6 protein-coding genes and 1 pseudogene are annotated in these 6,615 nt (G+C 71.1%); 3 read left to right on the forward strand and 4 right to left on the reverse strand.

What is annotated here, in order from left to right; genetic code table 11:
* Positions 1-755, forward strand: a pseudogene (locus HW445_RS14600) (hypothetical protein); the annotation flags it as partial.
* A gap of 50 nt (positions 756-805) precedes the next feature.
* On the opposite strand, the gene HW445_RS14605 reads toward HW445_RS14600, so the two are convergent.
* A complete protein-coding gene (locus tag HW445_RS14605) occupies positions 806-1,339 on the reverse strand; it encodes a YbjN domain-containing protein (protein WP_180221454.1) in 534 nt (177 codons plus the stop codon).
* A gap of 132 nt (positions 1,340-1,471) precedes the next feature.
* Here HW445_RS14605 and HW445_RS14610 point away from each other — a divergent pair, with 132 nt between their 5' ends.
* Positions 1,472-1,903 carry a hypothetical protein gene (locus HW445_RS14610; RefSeq protein WP_180221455.1) on the forward strand — a complete coding sequence of 144 codons (432 nt, stop codon included), beginning with the start codon at positions 1,472-1,474 and terminating at the stop codon, positions 1,901-1,903.
* A 98-nt stretch (positions 1,904-2,001) separates the two neighbouring features.
* Here the strand turns inward: HW445_RS14610 and clpB are convergent, their stop codons facing one another.
* The 3 genes from clpB to HW445_RS14625 form a co-directional block, all read right to left on the reverse strand.
* Positions 2,002-4,596 carry an ATP-dependent chaperone ClpB gene (gene clpB / locus HW445_RS14615; protein ID WP_180221456.1) on the reverse strand — a complete coding sequence of 865 codons (2,595 nt, stop codon included), beginning with the start codon at positions 4,594-4,596 and terminating at the stop codon, positions 2,002-2,004.
* A gap of 302 nt (positions 4,597-4,898) precedes the next feature.
* The gene (locus HW445_RS14620) at positions 4,899-5,231 is read right to left on the reverse strand and encodes a hypothetical protein (RefSeq protein WP_151773477.1); all 333 of its coding nucleotides are present in this window, start codon (positions 5,229-5,231) and stop codon (positions 4,899-4,901) included.
* Complete coding sequence (locus HW445_RS14625) at positions 5,228-5,422, reverse strand: hypothetical protein (protein WP_180221457.1); 195 nt, start codon at positions 5,420-5,422, stop codon at positions 5,228-5,230. Before HW445_RS14625 ends, HW445_RS14620 begins: the two co-directional genes overlap by 4 nt.
* A gap of 167 nt (positions 5,423-5,589) precedes the next feature.
* Between HW445_RS14625 and HW445_RS14630 the strand changes: the two genes are divergently transcribed.
* Entirely contained in the window at positions 5,590-6,606 is a 1,017-nt protein-coding gene (locus HW445_RS14630; RefSeq protein WP_257231071.1) for a helix-turn-helix transcriptional regulator, read from the forward strand.
* Positions 6,607-6,615: the final 9 nt, after the last annotated feature.

Consider the following 6,615-nt stretch of genomic DNA (forward strand, 5'->3'; position numbering starts at 1 on the left):
GCGGACCGGTCGTCCGTTTTTGTAGTGTTGCGGCGCCCACCGAGGTCTACACCGAGCCGCTGCTGACCGCTCTCGCCGCGTGGGCCCTGTACGCGACGATGACCGGGCGCTGGCTGTGGGCCGGCGCGCTGGCCTGTCTGGCCGGGCTGTCGCGGCCCAACGGCCTGGCCGTCGCGGCGGCGGTGGCGGTGACCGCCGGGTGGCACGCGGTCACCCTGCTCCGGCAGCGGCGCGCCTCCTTCCACAGCCTGTGGAAACCGCTGACGGGAACGGCCCTGGCGCCCCTCGGGTGGGTGGGGTTCGTCCTGTGGGCCGGCCTCCGGGAGGGTGATCCGCTGGGCGGCTACCTCGCCGTCCAGCGCAGGTGGGGCTCGGTCTTCGACTTCGGCCGGGGCAACCTGGAGTTCGTCGGCCACCTGCTGCGCCACCCGGACAAGCTGCTGTTCACGGTGGCGCTGGCGGTGATCCTGCTGGCGCTGCTGCTCCTCGGTCTGCTGATCGCCGACCGCGCGCCGCTGCCGCTGGTGGTCTACAGCGCGGTGCTGGTGCTCGTCGCGGTGGGCGGCTCCGGCTACTTCGCGTCCAAGCCGCGGTTCCTGCTGCCCGCCTTCCCGCTGCTGCTGCCCCTCGCGGCGGCGCTGACCAGGACGGCGAGAGCCCGGCCCCGGCACGCGACGCTGGTGGTCACGGCCCTGGCCGGGCTGTCGTTCGCCTACGGGGCGTACCTCGTCGTCATGGCGACGTCGCCCCTCTGAGGGCCTGGGCGCCTGAAGCCCTGGAGGCACGGGCGCCCACGGCCCGGGGCTCACTCCTCGTCGTCGGGCTTGTCCGCCTCGTCGACCTCCTGCTCCAGGCCCAGCGTCTCCACCAGGTGCCGGTCGAACTCGATGGCCGCGCGGACCCAGCTGACCGTGGAGGACACGAAGTGCTCCAGGCTGACGCCCATGCCGATCAGCATCTGGGCCTCGCCGATCAGGCGGACCGTGCCGTCGTCGTGGGTGTGGGTGTAGACCTTGGGCCACAGGGTGCGGCGGTTCCAGTCGTCGATGGCCTCGAGGAGCTGCGGCTTGGCCTCGATGCCGTGCGGGCGGTCGTAGAACGTCCGCACCGAGAAGATGGCCTGCTCGTTCTCGCCGCGGAACATGAAGTACGTGCGGAAGTTCTCCCACGGGGCGGCGAGGTCACCCTCGTCGTCCACCACGAACTTCAGCTCCATCTGCTCGAGAAGCTGCTTCACCAGGTCCTGATCCGGGACAACGGGGCCCGCCGGTCCCTGCTGCGGCTGGGGCTGGTCCCCCTGGCCCCCGAAGTTCGGAATCGAGGACGGGTCGATGCTCACCGTAATTTTCCCTTCGTATGGATCTCCCGCCAGTCTCCCCCACGGGGGGCGGGTCCCTGCAACCCCTGGGCCGCTCGGGGCGTCGTACGTGGCGTGATCCGACCCGGTCGGAGAGGTGGCGGAAGGTGCAGGATGAGGGATCCGGACAAGCGGCCGAGCGGCACGCTGATCGTCGTGCTCGCGCTGGCGGCGGTGCTCCTGCTGTCACTCCTGATGTCCGTCGCCGTCATGGTGGCCTCCTCACCGTCCGAGGCGGACTGCGGCGAGGCCTTGGCCTACGGCGCGGCCGGCCCGCCGCCGGCCCGGGCCACGGACCTCAGGTGCGAGGTCGGGACGTGGGACATGACCACCTACGACGTCACCTTCCGCCTCCCGGCGGACCAGGCGCGGTCCTGGGTGGCCGACAACTACCCGGACGAGGAGCCCTGGACGGACGGCGACCACGTCCTGCACCTGGAGGTCGGCTTCGAGGAGACCTCCGACAGGGCGTCCACCGTCCGCGTGGAGGTGACGCCCCACGCGGACGGGACCTCCACCGTGACGTGGTGGGCGATGGGGATCTGAGCGCACGGCGCCGCGGTCCCGCCCGCGCCTCCGCGGCCGGGACCGGACCGGGACCAGGACGGGTACCGCCCCGGAGTGATCCCCGGGGCGGTGCCTCGTCAGCCCGCGGTGACCGTGAGGCCCGCGCCCGCCTCGGGGGCGCGGTCGACGCGGACGGTGTCGCCGTCCTTGATCTCCCCGGAGATGATCTCCTTGGCCAGGCTGTCGCCGATCGCCGTCTGGATCAGACGACGCAGCGGGCGGGCGCCGTACGCGGGGTCGAGCCCCTTCTCCGCGAGCCAGGCGAGGGCGGCCGGCGTGATGTCGAGCGTGAGCCGCCGCTCCGCCAGCCGCTTCGCGAGACGCCCGATCTGGAGCTCGGCGATCCGCTCCAGCTCCGCCTTGGTGAGCGCGGAGAAGACGACCAGGTCGTCCAGCCGGTTCAGGAACTCCGGCTTGAACGACGCCCGCACGACCTCCAGCACCTGCTCCCGCTTGGTCTCCTCGCTGGTCAGCGGGTCCACCAGGAACTGGCTGCCCAGGTTGGAGGTGAGGATCAGGATGGTGTTGCGGAAGTCGACCGTGCGGCCCTGGCCGTCGGTGAGGCGGCCGTCGTCGAGGACCTGGAGCAGGATGTCGAAGACCTCCGGGTGCGCCTTCTCCACCTCGTCCAGCAGGACGACGCTGTACGGCCGCCGCCGCACCGCCTCGGTGAGCTGGCCGCCCTCCTCGTAGCCGACGTACCCGGGGGGCGCGCCGACCAGCCGGGCCACGCTGTGCTTCTCGCTGTACTCCGACATGTCGATGCGGACCATCGCCCGCTCGTCGTCGAAGAGGAAGTCCGCGAGCGCCTTGGCGAGTTCGGTCTTGCCGACGCCGGTCGGGCCGAGGAAGAGGAACGAGCCGGTCGGCCGGTCCGGGTCGGCGATGCCGGCCCGGGTACGGCGCACCGCGTCGGAGACGGCCGCCACGGCCTGCTTCTGGCCGATCAGGCGGCGGCCCAGCTCCTCCTCCATGCGGAGCAGCTTGTGCGTCTCGCCCTCCAGCAGCCGCCCGGCGGGGATGCCCGTCCAGGAGCCGACCACGTCCGCGATGTCGTCCGGGCCGACCTCCTCCTTGACCATGGTGTCGGCCTGGGTGACCTCCGCCTCGGCCTCGGAGGCGGCCTCCAGCTCGCGCTCCAGTGACGGGATCTCGCCGTAGAGCAGCTTGGAGGCGGTGTCGAAGTCGCCGTCACGCTGGGCCCGTTCGGCCTGGCCGCGCAGCTCGTCCAGCTTCTCCTTCAGCTCACCGACCCGGTTGAGGGACTGCTTCTCCTTCTCCCAGCGGGCGTTGAGGCCGCGCAGCTCCTCCTCCCGGTCGGCGAGGTCGCGCCGCAGCCGCTCCAGCCGCTCCTTGGATGCCTGGTCGGTCTCCTTGGAGAGCGCCAGCTCCTCCATCCGCAGCCGGTCGACGGAGCGCTGGAGCTCGTCGATCTCCACCGGGGAGGAGTCGATCTCCATGCGCAGCCGGGAGGCCGCCTCGTCGACCAGGTCGATCGCCTTGTCGGGCAGGAAGCGGGAGGTGATGTAGCGGTCGGAGAGGGTGGCCGCGGCGACCAGCGCGCTGTCGTTGATCTGCACCTTGTGGTGCGCCTCGTAGCGGCCCTTGAGTCCGCGCAGGATGGCGATGGTGTCCTCGACCGACGGCTCGGCGACCAGCACCTGCTGGAAGCGCCGCTCCAGGGCGGGGTCCTTCTCGATCCGCTCCCGGTACTCGTCGAGCGTCGTGGCGCCGACCATCCGCAGCTCGCCGCGGGCCAGCATCGGCTTGAGCATGTTGCCCGCGTCCATCGCCGAGTCGCCGCCGGCACCCGCGCCGACCACGGTGTGCAGCTCGTCGATGAAGGTGATGATCTGCCCGTCCGAGTCCTTGATCTCGGCGAGCACCGTCTTCAGCCGCTCCTCGAACTCGCCGCGGTACTTGGCGCCCGCGACCATCGCGCCGAGGTCCAGCGCCACCAGCCGCTTGTTCTTCAGCGACTCGGGCACGTCCCCCTTCACGATCCGCTGGGCGAGGCCCTCGACGACGGCGGTCTTGCCGACGCCGGGCTCGCCGATGAGCACCGGGTTGTTCTTGGTGCGCCGCGACAGCACCTGCACCACGCGGCGGATCTCGTGGTCCCGGCCGATGACCGGGTCGAGCTTGCCCTCGCGGGCGGCGGCGGTGAAGTCGGTGCCGAACTTCTCCAGCGCCTTGTACTGACCCTCCGGGTCCGGGGTCGTCACCCGGCGTCCTCCCCTGCTCCTCTGGAACGCGTCCAGCAGCTTCTTCGCGTCGGCTCCCTGCCGGGAGAGTACGTCGCCGGCCGCACCGCCCTTGTCGGCGACGCCGATCAGCAGGTGCTCCGTGGAGATGTACTCGTCGCCCAGCTCCTTGGCCCGCTGCCCGGCGTCCGCGACCACGGCCAGCAGCTCACGGTTGGGCTGGGGCGGCGCGACCGTCGACCCGGTCACGCTGGGCAGACCGGCCAGCACCCGCTCCGTGCCCTGCCGCACGGCCGCGAGGTCGGCCTCCACGGCGGCCAGCAGGTCCACGATGTTCTCGTTCTCCTGGCCCTCCAGGAGCGCCAGCAGAAGATGGGCGGGCGTCAGGTCCGGGTGCCCTTCGGTCACCGCGCGGCTGCTCGCCGCGTTCAGCGCCTCCCGGCTCCTGTTGGTCAGCTCGGCGTCCACGTCCGGTGTCTCCTCCCTCGCCTGCGTCACGACCGCTCTACGTCACGACGGCCCGGCGTCACGATTGCCCTGCGTCACGACCGCGTACGCACTCACGCGTCGGTTACCCGTTCTGACGCGGCCAACGTCCACAAAGTTGAGTCTATTCCACTCAATGCGCGGACGACCGGAGGAGTTCCCGCGGGAGGCGTCCGCGGGAGTACCTGCGGACACACGACAGCGGCGCCACCGTGTTCAGGTCACGGTGGCGCCGCTGCCGGGGGGAAGCGCCTGAGCGATCGTGGAAAGTTGGGGGTATCGCTTCAGGCACTGCGGGGGGTGGCTGATGGAACGCCGGGCAGTTCTTGGGGGGTGAACTCCCGGTGGTCCCTTTGGTCCAGGTTCACGAAGATCATTCCATACCGGATGGCGCATCGAACCGGCTGCGGCGCTCCACGGGGGCGCCGCAGGCATCGGTACGCCCGCACGTCCTCCTCCTCGTCGCGCGTCACCACGACCGGCTCCCCGAAGACGGTGACCATCAGGGAGTCGCCGGCGTGCGGGATCGCGGTGACCAGGTCGACGAAGTGCCAGCCGGACCGGTAGGCCACGGCCATCTCGCGACGGAACGAGCGGTCGTCCGGCGGCGTGCTCATGCTCCCGCGCCCGCCTCGGCGTGGTACCCGGCGGGGTCGGCCGTCACGACGTCCCAGGACCAGTCGGCCTGGACACTGCCGCTGTCGGCGCCCGGGCTGCTCCAGCCCCAGTCGGCCGGGCCGGCGACGCCGAGGATCGCACCCGCCGAGAAGGCGACAGCAAGCGCCGAGAGAAGCAATCTCTTGCACATGATGGGCTTCGTCCTCACTTCCCAATTCGATCCCCCGCCGCATCAGACGATGGCGCATACCGGCACACGATGGCCAGTTCGAAGATGCATCATGTTCCTGCACGTTCATGACCCTGGGGGGCGGAGATTTGGGACATACCGACACAACAGGGGCGCATCCCCACGGGATGGAGGATCTGTGCGCGGATGGCCGACGGCTCTACGCCGATTCGCTGCGCCTTGGCCGCATCCGTCGCTCGGAGGCCGAAACCGCGCCATGCCTGCTGGAGTTCGCTCTGCTCCAGCCGGACCCCGACGACTCCGCGTGGCTCCGGCCGGTGCCGCCGATGACCGCCCTCTCGCAACGGCTGCTGCCGCTCGAGCGGGACATCCGGCAGCGGCGTGAGCAAGCCGTCCAGCTCGCCCAGGCCTTCGAGCCGTTCCTCTCCATCGCCACCCACAGCCGGCCCACCACCCACGCCATCACCGTGCTGGAGGGCGTCGAGCGGATCAACGAGGCGATCCGGCTGGCCCAGTCCAACTGCCGCCAGGAGATCCTCTCCGTCCAGCCCGGCGGCGGGCGGAGCGAACCGGCCCTCACCACGTCGTTCCGGCTCGCCCAGGAGGCGCCGCGCGGCATCGTGGCCCGCGTGCTCTACCAGCACACCGCGCGCCACAGTCCCGGCACCCTCAACTACGCGCGGATGATGAACGACACCGACATGGAGTTCCGCACCGCGCGGGAACTGGTCGACCGTCTGATCATCTTCGACCGGCAGGTGGCCTTCATCCCCGCGCAGGACGACCGCAAGGTCGCCCTGGAACTGCGCCACCCCGGTCTGGTCGACTACCTGGTCAAGGTCTTCGACCAGCAGTGGCGCAACGCGGACCCGCTCTTCCAGGAGCAGGCCAGGGAAGTCTCCGTGGACGGCGTGCCGGAGATCCAGCGGACCATCGCCCGGCTGCTGGTCGAGGGCCAGGTGGACGAGGCGATCGCGCGCCGGCTGGGCATGAACGTGCGCACCTGCCGCGCCCACATAGCCAAGCTCGCCGCCGCGCTGGGCAGCGGCAGCCGCGCCCAGCTCGGCTACCTCATCGCCCGCTCGGGGCTCCTCGACGACGAGACGGAGCCGATGGAGACCCCCCTGGAGACCGAGGGCCCCACGGGGCCTGTGGGGCCCGCGAAGCCCGCGGTGGAGGACTAGGGCCGCCGC

This window comes from Streptomyces sp. UH6, assembly GCF_013421635.1.
Classification (GTDB): Bacteria; Actinomycetota; Actinomycetes; order Streptomycetales; family Streptomycetaceae; genus Streptomyces; species Streptomyces abyssomicinicus.

Bases quoted from the DNA above. Each gene is read 5' to 3' on its own strand.
- HW445_RS14610 (WP_180221455.1), top strand. From the start codon at position 1,472: ATGAGGGATCCGGACAAGCGGCCGAGCGGCACGCTGATCGTCGTGCTC.
- HW445_RS14620 (WP_151773477.1), bottom strand. From the start codon at position 5,231: ATGAGCACGCCGCCGGACGACCGCTCGTTCCGTCGCGAGATGGCCGTG.
- HW445_RS14625 (WP_180221457.1), bottom strand. From the start codon at position 5,422: ATGTGCAAGAGATTGCTTCTCTCGGCGCTTGCTGTCGCCTTCTCGGCG.
- HW445_RS14630 (WP_257231071.1), top strand. From the start codon at position 5,590: ATGGAGGATCTGTGCGCGGATGGCCGACGGCTCTACGCCGATTCGCTG.